Source organism: Pseudorhodobacter aquimaris (assembly GCF_001202025.1).
GTDB classification, from domain to species: Bacteria; Pseudomonadota; Alphaproteobacteria; order Rhodobacterales; family Rhodobacteraceae; genus Pseudorhodobacter; species Pseudorhodobacter aquimaris.
Genome location: NZ_LGHS01000069.1, coordinates 1 through 24517 on the forward strand (window position 1 = coordinate 1; position 24517 = coordinate 24517).

A 24517-nucleotide genomic window follows, 5' to 3' on the forward strand; every position below is an offset into this window, starting at 1 on the left:
GCATACAAGGACCTCTCTGGCTTCGACTTTGCCGCCAGTGAAATCCGTGAAGCCTTGGTTCGCCAGTTGCATCGCTGCGAGTTCATGGATGGGACCGAAAACGTAGTGCTGATCGGGGGCCCAGGAACCGGGAAATCGCATGTCGCTACCGCTCTTGGCATCCAAGCGATCGAACATCGCCGTAAACGCGTCCGCGTCTTCTCAACGGTTGAGTTGGTCAATGCGCTGGAGCAGGAAAAAGCCCAAGGCAAGGCCGGAAAGATCGCTGAGGCGTTGGTGAAAACCGACTTGGTGATCCTGGATGAGCTGGGATATCTGCCGTTCAGCGCTTCGGGAGGCGCGTTGTTGTTCCACCTTCTCAGTAAACTCTACGAGCGCACCAGCGTCGTCATCACCACGAACTTGAGCTTCAGCGAATGGGCCAGCGTGTTCGGCGATGCGAAAATGACCACCGCGCTACTCGACCGCCTAACCCACCGCTGCCACATCCTTGAGACAGGTAATGACAGCTATCGGTTCAAGGCCAGCTCTGAGACAGCGAAAAAGAAACGAAAGGAGACAGCAGCATTGACGCCATCATGACGCAAAGAACATAACAGCTGGGTGGGTCAAGTCTCGGTGACAATGCCGGGTCAGTTCTCAGTGACAATCAACAGTCATGGATTTTTTAAGTAGCCTCTTCGCCTTCCGGCACCTCGTCAGTGCCTGCTCGAGATGACCGACGCCGTAATCGTTGCCAGTGTCGCAAAAGAGGGGGTCTTCAAACCAATTGAACAGAAACACCCCTGGTGTCAGTCGGCTATCCGCATCGAGGTCCATGTATGTCCACGTTTCCAGACAGTCCGCGATCCTCTCGAGCATCCTCACGTAATAGTATTCGGGGTTGTCTTCGTTGAAGGGAGACAGTCGCGGATCAAGACCCGGATAGAGATATTCAGCACTGCGAGGCCACATGGGAGCACCACCTTTCCATGAGTTCACGTCGTTTCTGGAGAAGGTCCGAGCGGGCGTATGCCCGCTCGACTTCGTTCCCGACCTTGTGGCCGAGGCTCATTTCTGCCACCTCACGGGGCACATTTGCCTCTTCAGAAGCCCAGTCCCTGAACGTCGAGCGAAAACCGTGGACGGTGATGTTGTCCGTCTGCATGCGCCGCAGCAGCATGAGCATCGACATGTTGGATAGCGGTTTGTGTCGCTTCTGCCCTTCGAAGACGCAATCCGACCGCAGCGCCTTCAGTGGCTCCACCACTGCAATCATCTGCTCAGTTAGGGGAACCCGGTGCTCAGCCCCGGTCTTGGTCCGATCCTCCGGAATCGTCCAAACGAGCTGTTCGAAATCAAACTCCTCCCAAGTCGCCTGGAGAACCTCACTGGTCCGGCAGCCGGTCAAGCAGGTCATTGCCAAAGCCTTGGCGGCAGTACCTGGCTGTTGAGTGACCGCGGCAAAGAAGGGCGGCACGTCACGCCAGTGCATGGCGCTGTGATGCTTCACCTTGGCCTTGACGCGAGGTAGGACACGCCCATCCATGACGACCGCAACGGGGTTCTCGCCTTCTCGGTGACCCCGTGAGCGGGCGACATCGAGAACAGCTTTCATCCGCTGCGCCACGCGCCGAGCGGTCTCGTGCTTGACGGTCCAGATAGGGGACAGCACCTGCAGGACTTCGGGTTGCCCGATGTCCGAAACCGGCATCCTGCCTATTTTCGGGAAAGCATATTCAGCCAGCGTATTGATCCACTGCTGGGCATGCTTGGGGTTCTTCCAGGTGGGGAGCCGCTCGACGTGAACTGTGCGGGCGACTTCTTCGAAGCACGGTATCACGACATCTTGGTTAAACTTGGGGTTCAGACCTTGCCGTGCAAGCCTGCGATACTCGAGAGCTCGATCTCTGGCGATGTTCAGCGTGACGACATCCGCGCCGCCTAGTCCGAAGTCAGTGCGCAGGGGCTTGCCCATGCGATTGCGTTGTCCCTTCACGGTCACGCGCACGATCCAACGTCGTGCACCGGAAGGATCAACTATTAGGTAGAGTCCATTGCCGTCACCATGACGGCCCGGACCAAGCGAGCGGACGAGATTCCTCGTCAGCCGACCGGTGCTGTAGGCCATGCCTATACCTCGTTTTATACCACGGAATGAACAGCACCGAGCAAAAGCGAATTGAGGCGATCAGTATCGAAGCGAGGCGGGGTGGTGCGTAAGTTCAATACCTTAGAGGGTAGAACAGCACTGTATGCCAATCAACCAAAATGGTGGGTGGCGGAGACGAAGGGATTCGAACCCTCGAGACCCTTCCGGGCCTACTCCCTTAGCAGGGGAGCGCCTTCGACCACTCGGCCACGTCTCCACTGACGCGTATAGCCAACTAACCGTAGGGGTTACAAGACGAAAGTTCCCGTTTTTGAAATTTTCCTGCTTGAAGAAGAACCGCTCAAAGTGATGCCCCCGAGGCGCTGAAGCGCGCATCGGATTTGGAAAATATTTGGGCAATTATCTTTAAAGCCAAAGCGCTTTTGACTCCAACTATCAGGGGTTTCAGTGACGATCCCTTCTGGTGTTTTGAGTTGCAGCCTTATGCACAGCGCCGACCAGTATCCAACAGGCTAGTCAAGTAAATATCCGGCGTGGCCGCCAATATAATGCGGTTGCGCGTATCGACGTGGCACGCCTGCGGCCCGGGCCGTTGCCAGAAAGCGGCGGGCAGCGGCACACATCGACACAACCTACGGGCAGGTTTTGCCTGTTTCGACTGCGAGGCGTGGTTATAGGCTGCCTTACCATCACGCCTATCGGACAGGGTCGGATTGATCCAAGCATGCTGGCCGATACCATTGACTGCCATGTGTTAGGCAAACGATCTTTGTACCCACTTTAAACTGTTATCCTGGGGTTGGACAACACCGTCGCAACCGGTTGCGAAAACCAACTCTTCGCTAGATCATACACAGGCGGCCGCACCGACGATGCCGGAGGGTTTTTACGACGCAGCCGATGCGATATGGCAAATAGCATCGGGTCTGGCGTGTAAACGTCGCGCCCGATCTATTCGCCAACATAATCCGTTCACCAGAGCATCTTTCCTTGCAGTCTTTCCAAAGGCATGTTCTGTGGAAAAGCTTACACTTATTGGCGGCAGGCGGGCGCACAGATTGCTTCAGCAACAGGCGGGTGACACGTTCTTATATATTGGCTTATATGTTGGCGACAACGCCTTGGCGGATAGTGGCTTCCCGTGGATCTCCGATTGTTCTGACAATGTGTAAAACCTCGGTCAACCCGATCTTCAACCTTGCGCGACGCAGGTTTCGCGGCGTCCTCGCTTTGGTCACAGCAACAGCCGGGCCGTCCTACCGGGCCGTCGGGGCAAGCATGATTTTCACAGAAGACGGACTTCGCATCGGAAGCCTGTCCTCGGGCTGCATCGAAAACGACCTTGCGCTTCATGCGGCTGAGGTGCGCACATCCGGCAACGCGAAAACCATAACTTACGGCGCTGGATCTCCATATGTTGACATTCAGTTGCCCTGCGGCGGCGCGTTGGAAATCTTGCTGATCGCGCAGCCCAGCGAAACAGAACTTGACCTTATTCTCGACGTGCTGCGGAAACGGACAGCCACAAAGATCACCATTTCCAAACGCACCGGCTCTATGCTGCTGTCCACCGCAGACGAAACCATCGCGGATAGGGACCGTTTCAATCTGACCCTGACACCCCCGCTGCGGTTTTGCGTGTTTGGCTCAGGCCCCGAGGCGCGGTATTTTGTCCAACTGACGCAGGTCTTGGGTTATGAGGGCCAATTCGCCTCGCCGGATCAGGATGCCTTGTCGACATTTTCGCGGCATGGATGGGACGCGATCGCGCTTTGCACACCAGCTTGCCCCCCAGAGATACAGCTTGACCAATACACCGCCGCCGTCTTGTTTTTCCACGATCATGAATGGGAAGCGCCGCTGTTGAGGAATATCTTGCGAAGCGATGCCTTTTATATCGGAGCCCAAGGCAGCAAGGCCGCCAGCAAAGCACGCTTATTGGAGCTTGAGGCCATGGGGGTCAGCGCGCAGCAGCAAAAGCGCATTGTCGGGCCGGTCGGGCTGATACCGTCCACGCGTGATCCCCAAACGCTTGCGGTTTCCGTTCTTGCCGAAATACTGCACAAAGCACAGACAGCATAGGGGCAAGCCAACCCAGACCAAATCAGGACATAGTGCCGGTTTCGTCAGAGCTGTCGCCCAGAAAGCGGCTTACGGTGCGCAGGGACTGGGTCTCATCACATGCGATCTTGATAACGATCAGGATCGGCAGGGCCACAACCATGCCCATCACCGACCAGATCCACGCGAAAAACGCCACCGCCATAAAGACAACGGTCGTATTCAGGCGCATCCGGCGCGAAATCAGCAAGGGCGTCACCAGTTGCCCCTCAAACGACGTAAGCACCATATAGGTTACAAAAACACCGACCGCAGACCAAGTGCCGTCCAGACTGATGAACGCGACCGCACCGGCAATCGCTGCGCCCAAAAGGCCACCTAGGAATGGAACAAAATTCAACCCGAAGGCCACAAACCCAAAAACCACAGCCCCCGGCAAGCCCCATAAGAACATCGCCGACCCAACCGCGACCCCCAGCCCGAAATTGATCAGGGTAATACCGCCAAGATAATATCCAAGGCGATCCTCGATCGCATAGACCACTGCAACCGCCCGTCGCTTTTCGCCGAACCGTTCAAAGCTCTGAACGGTTTTGATCAAAAACATATCCCCCGAGGCAACCAAAAAAAACAGCAAGATAAGCGCGAATAATATCCGGCTGAGATAGCCGGGCGCCAAGCTGAAAAGAGTGGCCATCAGCCCGCTACCAGAGACCACCTCAACCTCGACCCGCTCAGAGCCTTGATCATCCATGATGCTTTCGGCCGCGACGGTTGCATCATTGATCGCCTCCAGCGTACCGCCAGAATTGGCAAGCTTTTGTTTGATCTGCTCCATCAGCCAAGGCAGATCCTCGATGAATTGTGCCGTTGGCGCGCTTAGCTGGACCAGCAGCAGGCCGATCAACACGGCAAGCACGGTTGTGAAGAGTATCGCAGAGATGAAAGGCGGAATACCGATGCGCTGCAACCAGCGCCGAGGGCGGTTCAACACGAAAAAACCCAGAAAGGCCGCCGTCACAGGTATCAGAAAGTCGCCAGCCCAAACCAGCGTCTGTAGCAACATGATAAGGAAAATGCCGATAATAGCGAACCCTACCGGCCCGTAAGGCCGGACCACCGGGGTAGTCTCGGCCGGGTCGGCGTTTTTCTCAACCATTCAATGGGCTCCTGTCTGGTTCATGGCAAGGCCCGTGACGGTGCCACCCATAAAGGCATCCACCCAGCATCATATGCGCCAAGCGATTGGTCAATCGGCAATCTTACACCCCTCAGCTGGCAATGCAGTTATTCGCACCACCAATCAAAAGACGAAACTGATAATCGCACCGACCACAACAACAACACCAACGATGTAAAAAATATTATGCATGATTGTTTCCTTTTCAAATGGGCACGGCCTTAGGCCGTCCTACCGTAAAGCAAACGCCAGCCGTGCCGTCTGGTTCCCTCAGGCACCACGGGTTGCTGTCCGCGCATGGCACGCTACTATGGTGCCCAACAACAAGCCCCTACTCAAGTGAGGCACATTATGACCGATACGCCCAACATAACGCGGCGACGCGCTTTATGGGCCGTCGGCGCGCTTGGCGTCGGCGCATGGGTCTACGCCGCGCCGCGTTTAGGAGCGTGGTTGCCAAGCAAACTGGCTTACCGTGACCTCGAAGGGCTGGCACCTTTTCGGGAACTGGACACTACAGGTACAGTATCGGGTGCCAACTCTATGCTCATCGGGCTTGATGGTGCGCCAACCCCTGATGCCGCCAGACGCGTGGCAGCCGCGCGCGCCGATCCCTGTACAGCGCTTTTTGGGCAAACCACGGGCACCGGCATCCCCGTTGCTTTCTTTTCGGACTTCAACTGCCCCAATTGCCGCCAGCTAGAGACAACCCTTGCCAACTATCAAACGAAGCATCCGGATGTATTGCAGATCAAACGCTTTCAGCTGCCGCTGCTTGGCGCGGCCTCTGTCACCGCAAGCAAGGCCGTTCTGGCAGCAGACCTGCAGGGCGGATACGGCGTGATGTATGAACGGCTCAAGCGCAACCGGATGGTGACGGATCCCGACCTTGTTCACAGCTTTGCCGAGGAAATAGGCTTGGATGGCTCTCGGTTGATTGTCGATATGAACCGGCCCGAGATTGATCAGGCGCTGGATCAGGCCAAGGCCATCGCCTCGGTGTTCGGCTTTTATGGCACGCCTGCCACGGTCATTGGTCGAACGGCGTTTATGGGCGCCCTTTCCGTCACGGATGTCGCCAATATCATCGAGGCCGAACGCAAGCTGCCGCCCCTGCCCTGCCAGACGGGGTAAACCGCCCAAAACAGCCCGATCCATCGGCAAAAACCAGCCGATTGCCCCTGCGGAAACCGATCGCGGCGCGGGTCGTCCACATTCCATGTTAGGCTGGATATCAACACCCCGAACCGCTGGTAACGAGTATATCCCACTGATTTTTCTATCCGCCAGATGTGCCCCCTGATTTATCAAAGGTGCCTTATGACCAAGAAAATCACGCTTACCGAACTCAAGGCCAAGATCCGCGATATCGATACACCGGATGCGGAAATCGCCGCTTATCTCGAACTCGCGCCCGAGCAATCCGATGCCTTTGCCCCGCAGGTGCGCATCAATCCCGAACTGGTCGATGATGAGGGCCTAGAGGCCGAGATTGCGATGCGGTTTTTCAATGCGATGTCCAAGCGGCGGCGGCAAAAGAAATACCTGCGCAAGATCAAGGATGGCTGGTCGGGACTGCGGATTGTCTCGGAAGGAGATAGCTGGTTTCAATATCCCTTCCTGTTGGAGGATGTGATTGATCAACTGTCCGAGGATTACGCGATCTACAGCCTCGGGGCGGCGGGCGATCTGGTGCAGGATATGCTGGATCAGGATGAGATTTTGCAAGCCGTGCGCGATCACAACCCGCATCTGGTGTTGATCAGCGGCGGCGGCAATGACCTATTGGGCGACGGTATGCTGCAAACCGCCCTGCACGCTTTTAAAACCGGCAGGCCCAGCAAGGATTACCCCAATGCGGCCTTTGACAAGCGTATCAAGGCGATCATCAGCATTTATAGATCAATCTTTACCGCGCTGCTGACGGAATTTCCCACCCTGAAAATCCTGTGCCACGGTTATGACTATGCCGAGCCCGCAAACGCGCGCTGGCTGGGCAAGCCGATGGCGGCCTTGGGCATCAGTGATTTCACCCTTCAGGTGCAGATCGTGGCCGAGATGATCGACCGTTTCAACACGGCTCTGGTCGGGCTGGCCAATGAATTTCCCGGCGCTGTCGTGCGGGTCAATTGCCTTAATTCGGTGCGCGGCAACTGGCATGACGAATTGCACCCCAATAACATCGGCTATGCCCAAGCCGCCGATCAGTTCCGTGCGGTGATCGGGTCGATGTTCGGCTCCACCACCCCGCAAGAGGTGTCGCCACAGCTATCGCCGGGCAAAGAGGCGATGATTGAGGCCACGGATCTGGAACCCGAAGCATTTCGCGAACTGGTCGACCACCGTGGCCGTGAGCTGTTGGACATCCCGCTGCCGCCCACCGATGATGAAAGCCGCCGCAAAGAGATCGAACAAGACATCTCGCAGCATTTTGAGAAAATCTCGGGCGGGGCGGATTTTCTGCCTGCCAGTTTCCTCTATCGCGGGGCGGATGCGGCGGCTTCGGTCTGCCGCATCAACCTGCCCGGCGGGTCTGGCACCGGTTTCCTGATCGCGACCCGCAGCTTTATCATGACCAACAACCATGTCATCGCCAGCAAAGACGAGGCCCGCGAGGCGATTGCCGAATTCCGCTTTGAGGAAGGCGGCGAAAGCCTGATGGTCAACCTTGATCCCGACCGGTTTTTCATCACCTCCAAAGAACTGGATTTCACCATTGTCGGCTGTAACGAGCCGGGTCTGGATTACTTTGAACCGATCCCGCTGTTGCGCAACCCCTCGACGGTGACGCGTGGCGAGCAGGTCAATATCGTCCAGCATCCGCGCGGCCGCCCAAAAGAGGTCGCCCTCCATAATAACAAGGTGTTGCGGGTCAAGGACCGGGTTGTCTGGTATGAAACCGATACCGAGCCGGGATCATCGGGAAGTCCGGTTTTCAACAACACTTGGGATCTGGTTGCCCTGCATCATGCGGGCTGGATCGAGGGCGGCGTGACCACCAATGAGGGCGTGCGGATCGCCGCGATCGTCTCGCATCTGGTGGCGCGCCAACATGTTGAATCCAGCGCCTCCAATACTTTGCTGGAGTTGCTTTCGACCATTCCCGACAGCTCTCCGCACCTGGGGTTTTTCGACATTGCGGGCATCACTGGCGCGCGCACCCAAGAGGTCGAGGTGCCGGAATACAAAGGCTCGCTGGAATTTGCCGATATCGGGTTTTGGAATATCGAACATTTCAACGATGCCATTTCCGATATGCGGGTGGATAAGGTGGCATCTGTTCTGGGCCACCTGTCGCTTGATGCGGTTGGTCTGGTCGAGGTGCAACGCGACGCGATGGATCGCTTGATCGCAGGGCTTCAGGCGCTGGGACACAGCTATGATTACAAATATCTTGATGTCAAAGGGCGGCAGGATCTGGCCGTGCTTTATGACAGCAAAACCACCGAGGTGAATATTTCCGCGAAAATCCTCAACCGCCATAAATCGGCATGGGCCGCGACGACCGCCACGGGGCGCACGGCCTTTCCGCGCCGCCCGCTGATTGCCCATGTCAAAGTGGCGCCAAATACCAAAGACGGCATACCGGTGGAATTCATCATGGTTCTGCTGCACCTCAAGGCCTTTGGCGATCCTGAAAGCAAGGCCCGCCGCCGTCTTGCCGCCGAGATCCTGACCGAGGTGATTGCCGATATCCGCGAGACCGAAAAGCTGCCGGTGGTTCTGGGGGGCGACCTGAACGAGACCTTGAACACCGATGTGTTGAGGCCGCTTACCGATGCGCCGGATCTGTTCACGCTGACCACGGATGACGCCGCCAATAACGCGCTGTCCTATGTGGGCGCGCGGTATAGGTCGCTGATCGATCATATCGTGGTCAGCAATGATGTGGTCATGTCCCCCATCAGCGGGGATGATGCGGCCATAGTGCGGCTGGACAAATCGGTGACGGATTTCACGCAGGATGTCTCGGATCATGTGCCGCTGGTGATCCGCATGGTCAACCGCGACGCGCCACTGCAAATCGATGGGGGCTGCAAGGGTTGATTGGGCGCAATAGGCGGACAAAGGCCGATGGCCTTAGGGATTGCACTTCGCAGTTGCAGCATGTCATGGTAAGAATGCCACAAGTGTCTCGCTGATGTCCGTTCTTGTCCATGAAAGACGTTCCACTATGATGCCTCCACAGACGCCGACAAGCCGCCCTGGCCGCGTTCAGATTGCCTTTGCGGATACGCTGGTTGCCAATCTTGCCGCCCCGGTGAACACAGCACGCAACGGGCATATCCTGACCTATGAAGGCGATTTCGCCGATCATGGCATCCTTCTGACCGATGGCTGGCTTGCGCTTTCCAAATCGCTGGCGGGCGGAGAGACCCAGATCATCGACGTCATGTTGCCGGGTGATTTCGGACTGATCGGCGCCAAGGATGCACCCATATCGGCCTGCACCGTCGAGGCCCTGAGCGATATCCGCTACATCACCATCCGCCCCCCGATGGTCAACGGCCCCGACCCCGCCTCGGCCAAGCTGCGCGAAGTGTTGGCAGCCGCCATCCTGACCACACAGTCGCGCACCTCTGAGATGTTGTTGCGTCTGGGGCGGGGCAATGCCGCCAGCCGTGTCGCCTTTACCCTGATCGAGTTTCACACCCGGCTGCACGCCGTAGGCCGTACCAATGGCACCATTTTTGAATTCCCCATCACCCAGCAGAAACTTGGTGAGATCACAGGGCTGACCAATGTCCATGTGTGCCGGACGTTGCGCCGGTTGGAACGTGACGGGATCATCGCCCATCCCGATTCCCGCTCTATCGAACTGCTGGACATCCCCGCGCTCTGCGATCTTGCCGGTATTGATTTGGATATGTTCCGCGCGGAAATCCTGATACAAGATGTTGCCCCCGCCTTGGGCTAACGGGTTTCCACCACCTCGCCCAAGGTCTGACCCGCCAGTTCCTCGCTTGCATCGCGCGCCAGGTCACCAAGTGAGAGGATACCCATCAAGGCCCCATCGGCATCACAGACCAGCAAGCGCCTGATTTGGCGGTCCCCCATCATATGGGCCGCGACGGTCAGTTCCTGATCTGCATGGCAGAAATAGACCTTTGGCGTCATGACGGCGCGCACCGGCATCTCGACCCTGACCCCGACATCGGTCAGCAAGCGCATCGCCAGATCACGGTCGGTTACAACACCGATGGGTTTGCCATCCTCGCAAACAGGTAAGATGCCGATGCCACGATCGTTCATCAGGGCCGCCGCCGCATGGACCGAGGCATTCGGCCCGACAAAAGACACCCGCCTTTGCATAATATCCCTGACCAGCATCACCCATCCCCACTAGGCGTTGACATCAACCGGTTTGCGGCGTTTGCGCAGGGCCTCGAACCCCACGATCACATCCAGCAATTCGGTCGTAATCTCGCTTTGCCGCACGCTGCGGGTTTCCCCGCGCAATTCCTCTAGCTTTTCATCCACGGATTGCTCGGCCTGTTGCATCCGCGCCAGCCGGGCCGCGTTTTCCGTCACCAGTGCCTCAGCGGCAGCACGGTAAATCGTTGCAAACAATAGGTTTCGCACCAAGGCGGCAAGCAGGTCCAGCGCGGGCATGGTAAACTGTGGCAAGCTGCGCGAGTCCCAAGGACGGGCCGCCAAATCCTCCAACAAGGCCGGTTCCAGTGGCAAAAGCGGCTGCGAAACCGGCGCTTGGCGGCCGAAAGGCGCGCGGCGGGTATAGACCAATGTCACAGCAATATCGCCCGGTGCCGCCCGTTCCCGTGCGGTTTCCAGATGGGTGACCAACTCACCGGCCAGCCGGTTCAGCCCGTCGGTATTGGCCGGCGGCATTAGCGTATGGGCAGGGGTGATCCCTTCGCCCTCCAGCGCGTCTTGCATCTGCGCGCCCACACAAAGCACATAGGCCCCCGCATGCCCCGCAACCTCGGCCGCCAAAATCTCGTTGTAATTGCCGCACAGCCCGTGATCCGACCCTATGGCGATGATCACCGGCTGCAAATCACGCGCATCGGCCTGCACCAAAGGCCCGTTGCGATGCACAAACCCATGAAGCCCCTCCAGCACGGTTTCGCGCCAGACATCAATGGCGCGGGCGGCTTGCTCATAGGGGGCGGCGTTGATGGCGGACATGGTTTTCATGGTGCGCACGATGCTGCGAATGCTGCTCATCGTGTCGCTGCGCCGTGTCAGACGTTCAAGAGTTTGGGCCATTATCCCCCCCTGCAAGCGCTGTGCGGGCCTGATCCAGAATGCGCGCGCGGTCGGCCTCCTCCAGCCGTTTGCCCGCAAGGATCAGGTCCCGCGTCATCGGGCCATCCGCACGCACAGCGGCACGGATACGCACCATTGCCGCAACCGTTTCGGCCTCGGCCTTATCGTCCAAAAGCCCCTCCATAGCGGCGAGCAAAACGCAAAGCTGCTCATCCGCGGGCATCGGATCGCGTTCGGCCTGTCGCAAGGCACGGCGCACAGCGGCCCCGCGCGCCAGCCGCTTGCGCGTATCCGCATCCAGACGGGTGCCGAAACGGGCGAACTCCTCCAGCTCCTCAAACTGCGAGAGCGTGACCCGCAGGTTGCCCGCCACATCGCGAAAGGCCCGGTTTTGCGCCTTGCCCCCCACCCGACTGACCGAAACCCCCAGATCCACAGCCGGAAACTGGTTTTTACGCACCAGTCGTGGCGAGAGGTAAATCTGCCCGTCGGTGATAGAAATCAGATTGGTGGGGATATAGGCCGAGAGGTTCTCGGCCTGCGTTTCGACCACCGGCAGCGCCGTGATAGAGCCGCTCTTGAACTGCCCTGCACGTTCCAGCAATCGTGCATGGACAAAGAAAATATCCCCCGGAAAGGCCTCTCGCCCCGGCGGACGACGCAAGAGCAAGGAGAGCTCCCGATAGGAATGGGCGTGATGGGTCAGATCATCCAGCACAACCAAAACATCATGGCCCTCGGTCGCCAATGCCTCGGCCATGGTCATCGCGGCATAGGGGGCGACATAGGACAGGCCCGGCGCCTCCTCATCCCCCGCCACGACCATGATGCACTGGTCCAACATGCCACCCTCACGGATCGCGCCGAGCACTTTGGCCACGGCATCGCCGCGCTGCCCGATGGCGCAATAGAGGCACAAAACGCCGGTGTTTTTCTGGTTCAGGATGGTGTCGATCGCGATAGAAGTCTTGCCGGTTTGACGGTCACCGATAATCAGCTCTCGTTGGCCAAGGCCCACAGGCACGGCGGCGTCAATCGCCTTGAGGCCCGTCGCCAAGGGGCGGGTCACGGGCGCGCGGTCCAGAATGGGCGGTGCGGCGCTCTCGATCGGGTGCAGCCGGTCAAGCGAAAGCGGCGCACCGCCATCCCGCGGCCGGCCCAGCCCGTCGACGACACGGCCCAGAAGGGGTTGGCCAACCGGCACGCTGACGACCTTGCCGGTCCGGCGCACATCCGCCCCCGGCACCACCCCGCCCGATGGCCCGAGCATGACCACCCCAAGCCGGCCCTGTTCCAGATCGAACACGATCCCCGACAGCCCCCCACCGAAATCCAGAAGCTCATCCACCAAAGCGCGGGCAAGTCCGGTCACGATGACAATGCCGTCACCGATCTCGGCCACCTGCCCGATCTCACAAACCTCGGGTTCTGGCGGCGGCGCATCCAGCAAAGTTTGCAGCAGATCATCGGTGGTGCGCAAAGGCATGTCATTGGGCATGGGCATGCTCCTGCCTGCCAAGCATTTTCTTCAACCCGTCGATATAGCTGTCCACCGTCCAGCCAAGCTGCGCCCCGCCAAGGCGCAGCGAAAGACCGGGCGACTGCGCCGGATCGGCTTGGAACACCACTTTGAGACCGGGTTTTGCGGCTTGCAGTGCCGCCGTCAGCTCTGCTGCAAGATCCTGAGACAAGGGATCATGTGTGACAATCACGGCGGTATCGCTGCTGCCTGCGGCATCGGTCAGATCCCGCATCATGTCAGGCATCCGTCCAATGGCGCGGGTCACGATCCGCTGCTCCAGGCTTTCATCCCCAAGATCATGCAGCGCCTTGCGCAAAAGCGCCAAAAACGCCGCCGCCCCCTTGGCGTGCAGATCGGCGCTATATTTACGCACCTCTTTTGCGCGCTCCTCTGCACGGGCGGCCTGTTCGCGCGCAACGCGGGCGCTGGCCTGTGCAAGCATCTCATCGCGCGCACGGGCAGCCACCTCGCGGGCTTGCGCGATCACACCCTCGCGGCCCGCTTTCAACTTGGTAATCTGGGCGCGAAATTCTGCCTCGGCGGCTTCGGCCTTGGCGCGAATGGCACCCGCCTGTGCCATTCGCTCGGCAATCTCGCGTTCGCGGGCGTCAATCCCGTCCAGAATAGGCCGGTACAAAAACCGCTTGAGCAGCCAGACCAGCACCAGAAAGTTGACGATCTGCGCCGCGACCGTGATCCAGTCGATGGACATATCTAGCCACCCACGCTTTGCGCCGATGTCTCAATCAGCGCGTTCCAGAACGGGTTGGCAAAGAGCAGAATCATCGCAACAACGAAACAATAGATCGCGGTGGATTCGATCATCGCAAGGCTGACAAACAGCGTGCGCGACAGGTTGGATGCCGCATCGGGCTGTTGCGCAATCGCATTGAGCGCCGAGGCCGCCGCGCGCCCTTCACCCAGTGCGGGGCCAAGCGCCCCGAAAGAGACCGTAAGACCGGCGGTAAAGATGGAAATCATCGCAATAAGGGCAAGATCAGTCATGGTGCATCCTTTGCAGGTTCGGTTTCAGGTTCAGCCGGTGCCGTGGCCGATGAGATATAAACAGTCGCCAGAATGGCAAAAATATAGGCCTGAATAACGCCGGTCAGCAGGCCCAGCATGTCCATCACGACCGGAAAGAAAAAAGGCGCCACACCCAGCAGGATTGCGGCGATCACTGCTCCGCTCATCACATTGCCATAAAGGCGGATCGCCAGTGATATGCCGCGCGACGCCTCACCAATGATGTTAAAGGGCAGCATGATGATGTTCGGCTCAAGGTAGTTGTGCAGATAGACCTTTAGCCCTCGCTGCCCGATCCCGAACAGCGGCACCGCCACCAAGACCGCAAGCGCAAGCGCCGCCGTGGTCGAAAGCGAGGCCGTCGGCGAATGCCACCCCGGCACCACCATCAGCAAATTGGAGGTGACGATGAACAAAAACAACGTCCCCGCAAAATAGAGCAACCGGCGGTCGGGGCGGGCGCTGATCTCATCGATCTGGCCCTGGATTGTCAGCACGATGGCCTCTAGCGTGGTGCGCCAGCGGTCGGGCGGCACATCAGGGCGCAGCTTGCGGGTAATCAGCATCGAGGCCAGCGTCAGCATCGCCATCACCACCCATGTGAACACGATGGTGGCATTAATCCCAAAACCGAAAACTGTCAGGATAATGGTGGTATCAGGCGTCAGCTCCATCCCGCACCCCCCGGTGTTGGACGCAAGGCCAGTATCATCACAACGCGAAACAGGAAAAACCCTGCCATAAAGCCCAGCAGCGCCGTTGTTCCCAGCCCCGCGATCCATACGCCTGCGGCCAAAAGCAACCCGATGCGCAGCGCGGCACTTGGCAACAACACCGTAACCGGCCTCGGGCGGCGCAGGGCCACGCGCATCCCCCATGCCAATCCGGCAAAGAACAATACCCCCGCACCCGCCCCACACAGCAACCCGAACGCCAAAAGCGGCCAGTCCAGTGATACGATCATTCGCCCTTCTCCTTATCTATCCAAACCCAAGCGATCCCCGCGCCAATGGCGACCCCGCCAAGGATCAGCGCAATCACCCATGAGAAATCCTGCGGATGTGCCCCGTCCAGCCACATCCCCAGAAACGCGCCGCCCACCGTTGGCACCGCCACCGACCAGCCGATCATGCCAAAGGTCCCAATACCGCGCAGAGGGCTGGGGCCGGGATTGTCACGTGCGGCCTTTTTGCGGCTGGCGAGACGACCGATGTCGCGGGCTTTTTTATCCTTGCTCATGGCTGCCCCCGCAATCCTGCGAAACGGCGCACCATATCCGCCTCCAGCCGTGACAGGGCGGCGCGGGCCACGCGTTCCTCATCCTCCATCGTGTCGAATAGGGCACCCACAGTTTCATCGAGCGAGGCAAGATCCGCGCTTTCCACCCCCCGTCGCACGGCGATCGTGACCTCATGGCCTTTCTTGACCAAAATCCCCTCATCAATGCCGAAAACCCGTTCCCGCCCGTCCTCTTGACGGAGCAACAAGACCGAGGGCACCAGTGCCGTCACAAGATCCACATGATTGGGCAAGATGCCAAAGGCACCATTCGGGGCCACCGCATTCAGCGCCACGGCCGACCCCTGAAACAAGGGCGCCCCGGGCAAGCCGATTGTGACCTGCATTTTATCAGCCATGCTCATGCGGGCACCTTCAGGTCCGTCAGCGCGCCGATCATGTAGTAATCGCTTTCGGGGCGCTCGAACTCATCTTGTGCAAGAATTTCCTCACATCCTGACAGCGTTGCCTCCAGCGGGACCAGCTTGCCACCCGCACCGGTCGAGGCGCTAACAGTGGCAAAGGGCTGTGTCAAAAACCGTTCCAGCCGCCGCGCGCGGGCCACGATGGCGCGGTCATGGGCCGAAAGCTCCTCTATGCCCAGCATGGCGATGATGTCGCGCAAATCCTCATATTCGGCCAAGGTACGGCGTACGGCGCGGGCGACATCATAATGGCGCTGCCCCACCACCGCCGGCGTCAACATGACCGAGGCCGAGGCCAGCGGATCAACCGCCGGATAAAGCCCCTCGCTCGCGCGTTTGCGCGACAGGACCACCGAGGCCGAGAGGTGCGAGAAAATATGCGCCGCCGCCGGATCGGTAAAATCATCGGCCGGCACATAGACCGCCTGGATCGAGGTAATCGCCCCCTTGCGGGTCGACGCAATCCGTTCCTGAAGGCTGGCAAGTTCCGTCGCCAAGGTTGGCTGATACCCCACCCGCGACGGCATCCGCCCCATCAGCCCCGACACCTCTGACCCGGCCTGCACAAAGCGGAAGATATTATCGACCAGCAACAGCACATCCTGCTCGCGGTCATCGCGGAAATACTCGGCCATCGTCAGCGCGGATTTGCCCACCAGAAAGCGCACGCCGGGGCTTTCGTTCATCTGGCCAAAGAGCATGACCATCTTGTCACGCACCCCCGCCTCCCCCATCTCGCGCCAGAGTTCCTCTGCCTCGCGGGACCGCTCGCCAATACCGCAAAACAGGCTGACGCCGTGGTGATGTTCGACCGTGTTATGGATAAGCTCGCTGAGCAGCACCGTTTTGCCGACGCCGGCACCGCCGAACAATCCGGTTTTGCCGCCGCGTTCAATCGGGGCCAGAAGGTCAATCGCCTTGATCCCTGTCTCCAGAACCTCGGCCCGTAAAATACGGTCGGTCAAGGGCGGCGGGGCACGATGGATCGAACGGCGCATGTCGGTCACCGGCGCGGGCAAGCCGTCAATCGGCGCACCGAATACATTGAGCATCCGCCCCAGAACCGCCTCCCCCACCGGCACCGTAACCGGCCCGCCGGTGGTACGCACCTCTGTCCCCAGACCGACCCCCTCCACCGGAGCAAGCGCGATACAGCGCGCGGCCCCGCCTTCCACAAAACTCATCACCTGAAGAGCGACATCTCCTGCATAAAGCAGATCATCAAGCTGCGGCCCCTGCCCTTGAAACCCCACATCGACAACGCCGCCACGCACGGCGACAACATGGCCCATCGGCGCGGACAGGGGGGCACCCTTTGCACGAGGATCAGATAAAATGGGCATGGCAACATCTCCTTGACCGCGAACATCGGCCAACTGCCCCACGATGGCGGATCACATGCGCCAGATCATTAACCCCGATCAATCGCAGGCGGATTTGCATCAAGCTCTTCGTTAACGCGCGTTAATGCGGCTGGGTGAAGCATCCCTAAGCTTCGTATGATTGTGACGCCCTGGCCGGACCGCTATGGTAAATCAATCCAAGGTCAAGGGAGCGTCCTGCATGAAATATCTTCGCCCTGCCGTCGTGGCCCTTGTGGCTTTGGCCGCCATCGCCACAGTTGCTTGGTACGTTCTGGACCGCACCGCCGCGGGCCTGCCCGACGGCTTTGCCTCTGGCAATGGCAGGCTGGAGGCGGACCAGATCGACATCGCGACCAAGACCCCCGGCAGAATTGCCGAAGTCCGTGTGCGCGAGGGTGAACTGGTGCAGTCAGGCGATGTGCTTGCCATCATGGACACCCGCGAACTTGCCGCACAGCTTGCCCGCGCCAAGGCCGATACTGCGCGCGCGATCAGTCAGGTCGCCGAGGTTCGCGCCCTGATCGAACAACGCCGCGCCGAACGGGCGCTGGCCCAAGAGGAGTTTGAGCGCGCCAGCAGCCTTGCCGAACGCGGCATCAACGCCCAATCCATTGTTGACCAACAAAAGACCCGTCTCGCCACTGCCGAGGCAGCCCTGCAAGCCGCCCTTGCCCAGCTTACCTCGGCCGAGCGCGGCGTGGATGCCGCCGATGCGCTTGCCGTCCAGATAGAGACCCAGATCACAGATGCCACGCTGACCGCACCCACACTTGGTCGCGTGCTCTACCGGCTTGCGCAACCCGGCGAGGTGCTGGGCGCGGGCGGCAAGGTTGTGACCCTGCTGGACCTGTCGCAGGTTTATATGGAAATGTTCCTGCCCGCCGATCAGGCCATGCGCACCGGGCTGGGTGCCGAGGCGCGCATCCATCTGGACAGCATCCCCTATGCCATCCCCGCCTATGTCAGCTTTGTCTCTCCCGAGGCGCAATTCACCCCCAAGCAGATCGAAACCGCGTCCGAGCGTGAAAAGTTGATGTTTCGCGTCAAACTGCGCCTGCCTGAAGAACTGGTGAGAGCCTATATCGAGCAGGTCAAAACCGGGCTGCGTGGCGTGGGCTTTATCCGTCTTGCCGGTGCCGAAGAGCTGGCATGGCCCGCCGATTTCGTGGGCCAGCCGATCCCCGCCGACGCGCTGCCGGGTAACTAGAAGATGCAAGATGCCCCTGTCGTTCGTATCGCGTCAGTGACCCATAGCTATGGCAAGACCCGCGCGCTGGATGATATCACGTTGGACTTGCCCGCCGGAAAGATGCTGGGACTGATCGGGCCGGACGGGGTTGGAAAATCCACCCTGCTGGGGCTTTTGTCGGGTGTACGCAAAATACAAGCCGGACGAATAGAGGTCCTGGGCGGCGATATGACAAGCCGTCGCCACCGAGAGGCCGTTTTCGCCCGCATCGCCTATATGCCCCAAGGCCTTGGCAAAAACCTCTATCAAGACCTGAGCGTTTTTGAGAACCTCGATTTCTTTGGCCGCCTGTTTGGTCATGACGGGCCGGAACGGCGGCGGCGCATCGACCGGCTGGCCCATGCCACCGGGCTGGACCCGTTCCTGAACCGGCCCGCGGGCAAGCTTTCGGGCGGGATGAAGCAAAAGCTGGGCCTGTGTTGCGCCCTGATCCATGACCCCGATTTCCTGATATTGGATGAGCCGACAACCGGCGTCGACCCGCTGTCGCGCAGCCAGTTCTGGGATCTGATCGACACCATTCGTATCGACCGCCCGCAGATGACAGTCCTCGTCTCTACCGCCTATATGGAAGAGGCGGAACGGTTTGACTGGCTGGTCGCGATGGACGACGGCCGCATCCTTGCCACCGGCACCCCCGAGGCCCTGCGCCAGACCACCGGCAAGGACACGCTGGAGGCCGCCTTTGTGTCCCTTTTGCCCGCCGACAAGCAACCCAAAGGCAATAGAGTGGCCATCCCCCCCTTGGACAGCACTGATACCAGCGCGCCGGTGATCACGGCCAAAGGGCTGACCAAACGCTTTGGTGATTTCACCGCCGTCAGCAATGTCAGCTTTGAGATCAGGCACGGTGAGATTTTCGGCTTTCTTGGCTCCAACGGCAGTGGCAAAACGACCACGATGAAAATGCTGACCGGCCTTTTGCAACCGACCGAGGGCGAGGCATCGCTGTTCGGGCAGCAGGTAGATGCGGATAACATAGAGGCGCGCAATCGTGTCGGCTATATGTCCCAGTCCTTTTCGCTTTATGCTGAGCTGACCGTCCGCCAGAATCTGGCCCTGCATGCGCGGCTGTTCAACATGGACGCAAACAGCATTGCCCCCCGTATCGACACCCTGCTGGAACGGTTCGACCTGCGCCCCCATGCCCACGCCTTTGCCGGCGAGCTCCCCCTTGGCCTGCGCCAACGTCTGTCACTGGCCTGTGCGATCATCCACTCCCCCGAGATGCTGATACTGGATGAGCCGACATCAGGCGTGGACCCCGTTGCGCGGGACGCGTTTTGGGATCTGTTGGGGGATCTGTCGCGCAAGGACAAGGTGACGATCTTTATCTCAACCCATTTCATGGATGAGGGCATGCGCTGCGACAGGATCAGCCTGATGCACGCGGGTGAAGTGCTGGTCTATGACACGCCCGAAAACTTGGCGACGGAAAACGGTTCTGCCTCTCTTAACGAGACCTTCATCCGCTATATAACCAAGGCAATGGATACCCCGGAACCCGCGGCCGAAGCCCTTTCGGGCACTGTATCAAACACGTCCCGCAAACGCCGCAATGGGTTGGCGCGTCTTTTCGCCGTAAGTCGCCGCGAAACGCTGGAGGTAATGCGCGATCCGATCCGCCTTGCCTTCGCCTTCCTTGGCAGCATGCTGTTGATGCTGCTTTTCGCCTACGGCATCTCGATGGATGTAACCGGCCTGAAGTTTGCGGCCTTTGATCAGGATCGCACGCCCGAAAGCCGCGCCTATCTGGCGAATTTCTCCGGCTCCACCTATTTCGACGAGGTGCCCGAGGTCGCCAGCGAGGCCGAACTGCGCCACAGGATGGTGACGGGCGAGGTCATGCTGGCCATTGAAATTCCGGCAGGGTTCGGGCGCGCGGTGACCACCGGCCAACCCACCAGCGTGGCGGCCTGGATTGATGGCGCGGCGCCCTCGCGCGCCGCAACCATCGAAGGCTATGTGCAGGGCGCGCATGGCAGTTTCATGACCACCCGCGCAACGGCGGCGGGGCTTGCGGGCATGGCCCGGCCCATCGTCAATATCGAGCCGCGCTACCGCTATAACCCCTCATTTGAATCGCTACCCTCAATGGCGCCTTCGGTACCGGCGATCTTGCTGATGCTGTTTCCTGCAATCTTGATGGCCGTCAGCCTGAGTCGCGAACGCGAGATCGGCACCATCACCAATTTCTATGTCACCCCCACCAGCAAGCTGGAATTCCTGTTGGGCAAACAACTCCCCTATGTCGGGATCGGTTTTATCAACTGGATCATCCTGACCGCCATGGCGGTTTTCCTGTTTGGCGTGCCGCTGAAAGGATCCGTTCTGGCCCTGTCTCTGGGGGCTCTGGCCTATGTTGCGGGGTCTACGGGATTTGGTTTGATCGTCGCGGTATTCGTGCGCAGTCAGGTCGCGGCGGTTTTTGCAACGGCAGTTCTGGCCATGATGCCGACGGTGCAGTTTTCGGGACTGATCCAACCCGTTTCCACCCTTGAGGGGGCCGCGCGGATCATGGGACAGATGTGGCCCACCAATTATTTCATGCAGATGAGCGTGGGCGCCTTTAACAAGGGGCTTGGCTTTGACCAGCTTGCCGCCAATATCCTGCTGCTCTGCCTGTTTGCCCCCGCCTTTTTGACCATCGCCATCCTGTTCTTGAAAAAGCAGGAGGCATGATGCGTCGCGTAACGAATATCTTTTGGCTGATGACCAAGGAATTCCGCACCCTTTGGCGTGAGGCGATTTTGCTGCTGCTGGTGATCTATTCCTTCGGGCCGGGGATTTATATCGAAAGCTCTGGCGCGGGGGATATGCTGAGCAATGCCGCCGTGACCTTTGTCGATGAGGATCGCACCACCCTAAGCCGTGCGTTGCAAAATTCGCTGCTGCCGCCGCGCTATTTGCCCCCGCAAGAGGCCCGCGCCGATGAGATCGACAGCCTGATGGATTGGGGCGAGACAACCTTTGTCGTGGTCATTCCCGCCGGGTTTGAGGCCGATGTCCGCGCCGGGCGCACACCCTCGTTGCAGATCAATATCGACGCCACCAAAACCGCCGCTGCCGCGATTGGCACCGGCTATATGACGGCCACCTTCAATGCCGAGATTGCCCGTTTCAGCGCGCGTCAGAATATCACCGCCACCTCAACCGTTGATCTGGTTTTGCGCCGCTCCTTTAACCCTACGGGCAGCGAGGTCTGGTTGCGGGCAGTCTCGGCGCTGTTGAACTGGTTGTCGATGCTGACAATTGTGCTGACGGGGGCGGCCATTATCCGCGAACGCGAACATGGTACCATCGAACACCTCTTGCTTTTGCCCGTCACCGCCACGGAAATTGCGCTGGCCAAGATTTTTGCCAATGGGATCGTCGTCTTTGTCGCTTTCGTCTTTTCGCTTTTGATTGTGGTCGAAGGGGCCTTGGGCGTGCCCATCGCAGGCTCCAAACTGTTGTTTCTGGCGGGGACGGCGGTGTATCTTTTTGCCGCCGCCTCTATCGGGGTGCTCTTGGGGATTTTGGCGCGCACCATGGCGCAATTTGCACTGTTGTTGATGCTGGTGATCATGCCGATCATGATCCTTTCCGGCGGGATGACCCCGATTGAAAGCCAACCTCTCTGGCTGCAGCCGATCACATGGTTCTTGCCCTCACGGCATTTCATGGAGTTCGCAACCGCCATCATCTACCGCGGCGCGGATTTCGGCATTGTCTGGCCCGCGTTTCTTTGGACCTTCCTGCTGGGGGCGGGGGTTCTTGTCCTCAGCCTGATCCTGTTTCGCCGGTCTGTCGCGCGGGGATGACAGGACGCTTGCAATGTTGAATGGGCCATTTACTATCAGCGACAGGGCCGCATTCGGCCCACAATCAAGGAGGGATCGAAATGGACCGCAAGGACGCTTTTCAGGAAAAGATGCAGGCACAGCTTGACGAATGGACCGCCGAGATTGCCAAATTACGCGCACAGGCAGAACAGGCACAGGCCGATGCCAAGCTGAAATATCTCGAAGAGATCGACACATTGCGCGCGCATCAGCTCAAGGCCGAGATCAAGCTGAAAGAGATCCAGGATGCGCAAGGCGAGGCATGGAAAGACATGCAGACCGGTGCCGAAGCTGCTTGGGACGCCATGAGCGATGCGATGAAAAGCGCGTGGAAGCGGTTTTCCTGACCGGGCGCGGTGCCCTCAGCCCAAGGCTTTTTCCGGCGGCGCAGGCACCAGCCCCTGTGTAAGCGCATGCAGGGCATCCTCGTCCAGCGTTTCCACCTCCAGCAGGCGTTTGGCGGTGCGGTCAAGCAGATCGCGGTTCTTGGCCAGAATATCCAGCGTGCGGTCTGACACCTCTTGCAAGACCGCGCGCACCGCGACATCCATCGCCTCGGCGGTGGCCTCGCTATAGTTGCGGTCGAAATAGCTTGGGCTGTGATCGCCCAAAAAGCTGTTGCGGTCACTGTCATAGCTGACGTTGCCAAGTTGGGGGTCCATGCCATATCGCGCGATCATGGACCGCGCGATATCGGTCGCACGCGCCAGGTCATCGGCAGCGCCGGTTGACAGATGGCCGAACACCAACTGCTCGGCGGCGCGCCCGCCCATCAGCACCGCGATCTTGTCGCGCAGCTCGGCCTGGGTCATCAAGAAGCGGTCCTCGGTCGGGCGCTGGATGGTATAGCCCAGCGCCCCTATACCGCGCGGAATAATCGACACCTTATGCACCGTATCCACCCCCGGCAGCGCCATTGAGACCAGCGTGTGTCCCATCTCATGATAGGCAACAATCTTGCGTTCGCGCGGGTTGATCAGCCGGTTGCGCTTTTCTAGGCCCGCCACAATCCGTTCGATGGCGCGGGTGAAATCCTCCATCGTGACATGTTTTCCACGCCGCCGTGTCGCCAAAAGGGCGGCCTCATTCACCAGATTGGCCAGATCGGCGCCCGAAAACCCCGTGGTCAGCGCCGCAATTTCGTCCAGCGCCATTTCCGGGGCCAGCACGATCTTTTTCATATGAACTTGCAAAATCTGCACCCGCCCTGCCCGGTCGGGCCGGTCCACCAGAACCTGCCGGTCAAAACGCCCCGCGCGCAGCAAGGCCGGATCAAGGATTTCCGGCCGGTTCGTTGCCGCAAGCAGCACAACGCCGCTGCTGGGATCAAAGCCGTCCAGCTCTGACAAAAGCTGGTTGAGGGTTTGCTCACGTTCATCATTGCCACCCTGTACGGTGCCCGCACCCCGCGCACGGCCAAGGGCATCCAGCTCATCAATAAAGATGATGGCGGGTGCCGCCTTGCGGGCCTGTTCGAACAGATCGCGCACCCTTGCGGCCCCTACCCCCACGAACATTTCAACAAACTCGGACCCAGAGATAGAATAGAACGGCACACCCGCTTCACCTGCCACAGCGCGGGCCAGAAGGGTTTTACCCGTGCCGGGCGGGCCGACCAGCAAGATGCCCTTGGGCATCCGCGCGCCAAGGCTGCCGTATTCCTTGGGGCTTTGCAAAAAATCGATGACCTCTTGCAACTCGGCCTTGGCCTCATCCACGCCGGCGACATTGGCGAATGTAACCTTGGTATCGCTTTCGACATAGACCTTGGCCTTGCTTTTGCCAATGGCCATCATGCCGCCCGCCTGCCCGCCCCCCATGCGGCGGATCACAAACATCCAGATGCCGACAAAGAACAGTGCTGGCAGCACCCATGACAGCAAGGTGGTGAACCATGTGTTTTCTACCGCGCCGGAAAAAGTCACGCCGCTATCGCTCAACCGGTCGGCCAGTTCGGGGGCGACGGGCGTGGTCACGAAACCTGTCTTGCCATCAAGTGCGTTGCGAAACGTACCGCGGATTGTAGAGGAACCGATGGTTACCTCCTCTATCTTGTCCGTCTCAAGATAGGTTTCAAACTGACTATAGGGGATTGCCTCGATCGTCTGGCTTTGCACCCAGATATCGCGGATGAACACGATGCCCATCACAGCCAAAAGCACATACCAAAGATTTATCTGCGTTCCGCGGTTCATTATATTTTTCCGATCTGACACCCAAGCCCACACTATGCCAAGACCTTTGCACGCCCGCATTGATATCGGT

The 24517-nt window shown here is 59.4% G+C and carries 22 protein-coding genes and 1 tRNA gene; 9 read left to right on the forward strand and 14 right to left on the reverse strand.

What is annotated here, in order from left to right:
- Positions 1 to 582: IS21-like element helper ATPase IstB (istB, locus tag AKU94_RS13640; RefSeq protein ID WP_050527822.1), on the forward strand; the 582-nt coding region annotated here is incomplete at its 5' end.
- A gap of 352 nt (positions 583 to 934) precedes the next feature.
- Here istB and AKU94_RS13650 read toward each other — a convergent pair.
- Positions 935 to 2110 (reverse strand): tyrosine-type recombinase/integrase, encoded by a 1176-nt coding sequence (locus tag AKU94_RS13650; protein ID WP_050527824.1) that lies wholly within the window; start codon positions 2108 to 2110, stop codon positions 935 to 937.
- A 148-nt stretch (positions 2111 to 2258) separates the two neighbouring features.
- A tRNA-Ser gene (locus tag AKU94_RS13655) sits at positions 2259 to 2348 on the reverse strand.
- A 908-nt stretch (positions 2349 to 3256) separates the two neighbouring features.
- Between AKU94_RS13655 and AKU94_RS13660 the strand changes: the two genes are divergently transcribed.
- Complete coding sequence (locus tag AKU94_RS13660) at positions 3257 to 4174, forward strand: XdhC family protein (RefSeq protein WP_198144909.1); 918 nt, start codon at positions 3257 to 3259, stop codon at positions 4172 to 4174.
- Positions 4175 to 4196: 22 nt separating this feature from the next.
- Here AKU94_RS13660 and AKU94_RS13665 read toward each other — a convergent pair whose 3' ends face one another.
- Complete coding sequence (locus tag AKU94_RS13665; protein WP_083445068.1) at positions 4197 to 5312, reverse strand: AI-2E family transporter; 1116 nt, start codon at positions 5310 to 5312, stop codon at positions 4197 to 4199.
- Between the two features lie 372 nt (positions 5313 to 5684).
- On the opposite strand from AKU94_RS13665, the gene AKU94_RS13675 reads away from it, so the two are divergent.
- From AKU94_RS13675 to AKU94_RS13685, 3 genes are all read left to right on the forward strand, one after another.
- Complete coding sequence (locus tag AKU94_RS13675) at positions 5685 to 6467, forward strand: DsbA family protein (RefSeq protein ID WP_198144910.1); 783 nt, start codon at positions 5685 to 5687, stop codon at positions 6465 to 6467.
- A 186-nt stretch (positions 6468 to 6653) separates the two neighbouring features.
- Positions 6654 to 9380 (forward strand): trypsin-like peptidase domain-containing protein, encoded by a 2727-nt coding sequence (locus AKU94_RS13680; RefSeq protein WP_050527828.1) that lies wholly within the window; start codon positions 6654 to 6656, stop codon positions 9378 to 9380.
- A gap of 127 nt (positions 9381 to 9507) precedes the next feature.
- Complete coding sequence (locus AKU94_RS13685; RefSeq protein WP_050527829.1) at positions 9508 to 10251, forward strand: Crp/Fnr family transcriptional regulator; 744 nt, start codon at positions 9508 to 9510, stop codon at positions 10249 to 10251.
- Here the strand turns inward: AKU94_RS13685 and AKU94_RS13690 are convergent.
- From AKU94_RS13690 to atpD, 10 genes are read right to left on the reverse strand one after another with little or no spacing between them, the layout of a single operon-like run.
- Positions 10248 to 10664: a CBS domain-containing protein gene (locus tag AKU94_RS13690; protein ID WP_050527830.1), complete on the reverse strand. Its 417-nt coding sequence runs from the start codon at positions 10662 to 10664 to the stop codon at positions 10248 to 10250. The two genes, AKU94_RS13685 and AKU94_RS13690, sit on opposite strands and share 4 nt — an antisense overlap.
- Positions 10665 to 10676: 12 nt before the next feature.
- A complete protein-coding gene (locus AKU94_RS13695; RefSeq protein WP_050527831.1) occupies positions 10677 to 11564 on the reverse strand; it encodes a F0F1 ATP synthase subunit gamma in 888 nt (295 codons plus the stop codon).
- The gene (locus AKU94_RS13700; protein WP_050527949.1) at positions 11548 to 13062 is read right to left on the reverse strand and encodes a F0F1 ATP synthase subunit alpha; all 1515 of its coding nucleotides are present in this window, start codon (positions 13060 to 13062) and stop codon (positions 11548 to 11550) included. The genes AKU94_RS13695 and AKU94_RS13700 overlap by 17 nt, the downstream gene beginning before the upstream one ends.
- Entirely contained in the window at positions 13052 to 13798 is a 747-nt protein-coding gene (locus AKU94_RS13705) for a F0F1 ATP synthase subunit B family protein (protein ID WP_050527832.1), read from the reverse strand. Before AKU94_RS13705 ends, AKU94_RS13700 begins: the two co-directional genes overlap by 11 nt.
- Positions 13799 to 13800: 2 nt before the next feature.
- Entirely contained in the window at positions 13801 to 14091 is a 291-nt protein-coding gene (locus AKU94_RS13710) for a F0F1 ATP synthase subunit C (protein WP_050527833.1), read from the reverse strand.
- Positions 14088 to 14786 (reverse strand): F0F1 ATP synthase subunit A, encoded by a 699-nt coding sequence (locus tag AKU94_RS13715; protein WP_050527834.1) that lies wholly within the window; start codon positions 14784 to 14786, stop codon positions 14088 to 14090. The genes AKU94_RS13710 and AKU94_RS13715 overlap by 4 nt, the downstream gene beginning before the upstream one ends.
- Complete coding sequence (locus tag AKU94_RS13720; protein WP_050527835.1) at positions 14777 to 15076, reverse strand: N-ATPase subunit AtpR; 300 nt, start codon at positions 15074 to 15076, stop codon at positions 14777 to 14779. Before AKU94_RS13720 ends, AKU94_RS13715 begins: the two co-directional genes overlap by 10 nt.
- Complete coding sequence (locus AKU94_RS13725; RefSeq protein WP_050527836.1) at positions 15073 to 15351, reverse strand: AtpZ/AtpI family protein; 279 nt, start codon at positions 15349 to 15351, stop codon at positions 15073 to 15075. Before AKU94_RS13725 ends, AKU94_RS13720 begins: the two co-directional genes overlap by 4 nt.
- Positions 15348 to 15755, reverse strand: a complete 408-nt coding sequence (locus tag AKU94_RS13730; RefSeq protein WP_050527837.1) for an ATPase — start codon at positions 15753 to 15755, stop codon at positions 15348 to 15350. Before AKU94_RS13730 ends, AKU94_RS13725 begins: the two co-directional genes overlap by 4 nt.
- Positions 15752 to 17158, reverse strand: coding sequence for a F0F1 ATP synthase subunit beta (atpD, locus tag AKU94_RS13735; protein ID WP_050527838.1), 1407 nt, complete (start codon positions 17156 to 17158; stop codon positions 15752 to 15754). Before atpD ends, AKU94_RS13730 begins: the two co-directional genes overlap by 4 nt.
- A 220-nt stretch (positions 17159 to 17378) precedes the next feature.
- Here atpD and AKU94_RS13740 point away from each other — a divergent pair, with 220 nt between their 5' ends.
- From AKU94_RS13740 to AKU94_RS13755, 4 genes are all read left to right on the forward strand, one after another.
- Entirely contained in the window at positions 17379 to 18386 is a 1008-nt protein-coding gene (locus AKU94_RS13740; RefSeq protein ID WP_050527839.1) for an HlyD family secretion protein, read from the forward strand.
- A gap of 3 nt (positions 18387 to 18389) precedes the next feature.
- Positions 18390 to 21110: a ribosome-associated ATPase/putative transporter RbbA gene (rbbA, locus tag AKU94_RS13745; RefSeq protein ID WP_050527840.1), complete on the forward strand. Its 2721-nt coding sequence runs from the start codon at positions 18390 to 18392 to the stop codon at positions 21108 to 21110.
- Entirely contained in the window at positions 21107 to 22231 is a 1125-nt protein-coding gene (locus tag AKU94_RS13750; protein WP_198144911.1) for an ABC transporter permease, read from the forward strand. Before rbbA ends, AKU94_RS13750 begins: the two co-directional genes overlap by 4 nt.
- An 80-nt stretch (positions 22232 to 22311) precedes the next feature.
- Positions 22312 to 22599 (forward strand): sll1863 family stress response protein, encoded by a 288-nt coding sequence (locus tag AKU94_RS13755; protein WP_050527841.1) that lies wholly within the window; start codon positions 22312 to 22314, stop codon positions 22597 to 22599.
- Between the two features lie 15 nt (positions 22600 to 22614).
- Here AKU94_RS13755 and ftsH read toward each other — a convergent pair whose 3' ends face one another.
- Positions 22615 to 24447 carry an ATP-dependent zinc metalloprotease FtsH gene (gene ftsH / locus AKU94_RS13760; protein ID WP_050527842.1) on the reverse strand — a complete coding sequence of 611 codons (1833 nt, stop codon included), beginning with the start codon at positions 24445 to 24447 and terminating at the stop codon, positions 22615 to 22617.
- Between the last annotated feature and the right edge of the window lie 70 nt (positions 24448 to 24517).